This window comes from Pandoraea horticolens (assembly GCF_902459555.1).
In the GTDB taxonomy this organism is placed as follows: domain Bacteria; phylum Pseudomonadota; class Gammaproteobacteria; order Burkholderiales; family Burkholderiaceae; genus Pandoraea; species Pandoraea horticolens.
In genome coordinates this window covers 1-1,068 of the sequence record NZ_CABPSM010000054.1, presented here as the reverse complement: position 1 = coordinate 1,068, position 1,068 = coordinate 1, and the positions used below count along the sequence as shown (strand labels likewise).

The 1,068-nt window shown below is 47.8% G+C and carries 1 protein-coding gene; it reads right to left on the bottom strand.

Annotation, left to right across the window (positions count from 1 at the left end; translation table 11 throughout):
* The coding region (locus PHO31112_RS27350; protein ID WP_174995919.1) for a hypothetical protein at positions 1 to 1,068 on the bottom strand (1,068 nt) is incomplete at both ends.

Sequence of the window (1,068 nt, the reverse complement as noted above, 5' to 3'; positions counted from 1 at the left end):
AAACAAGCTACTGTTTCCAAATTGGTCCCATATGGTTATCTGCGTATCAGCTAAAACAGGGGATGGATCTCCGCTAGGATAAGAGATCCCACCCACCGATTCCGCTTTTACCAAGTAATATATCCCTGGGGTGTCATTTCTACCACCATATTCCAATTCCACCAGCGACCACTTGGGGTTGTTTATATCATCGTTATTATAATCCACTATAATATATGTATATTGATTCCCGGAATAATCATTCCACATATAAGACACGCAGTCTATAGGAGGCATGTTGTGAAAATTTTGAGACATCTGCATCCATGGGTCGGACACAGTGACGCCTTTGGTTAATTCGTGCTTAAAGATGTGAAATCCAGCATCGGTTATTCTAAGATAATTTGCGTACTGGCGGTAGGGAACAGTCCATGCGCCGCGCCCCGTAACAGAAATATCATCCAGTCTAATCGAGTCGACAACGGTATTGGACAGGTCGTAGCGTTTCGGAGGGAATGTTTCGATTGCGACAAATGAATGATCGGTCGGATCCAACCGGCTGGAAGCCGCTGTTTTTCCGTTGGCCATGGTCAGTTGGGCGCCAACCTTAAGGGGGGTAACCGTCGACGTGGGGGAGCACGAGAGATAGAGCTTAAATTTGGATTTGTCGACAGATTTGTCTGGATCGGACGAGTGGGGAGCACTCTCCATCGCTTGAGGAAGATGATGAAATTCGTTTTCCTGATCGGTGAACGACCATCCCTGTGGAAGCGCATCGCCACTCGTGTAGTCGATGAGTTGAAGGGTCGATTTCACCCTGTCGAGCACGTCTTGGCTGAGCGGCACATCATTCTTATTGGGGTCCACCGCTGTGATGAAAACCAGAATGCCGATCTGATTCAGACCGTTTGCGTAAATTGCACCCTCGTCGAGACCGGATTCGGTAATGAGCTCAATTGTCGTTTTTGACCATGCGTGTTTCCAGTCAGCGTTATCTTGCCCATAATAGGGAAAGGGACGACCGTTTGACGTGCCATCGAATTGGGCGATTAAATAATCACCCGCAGCATTGTCTGGGTACCCATATAC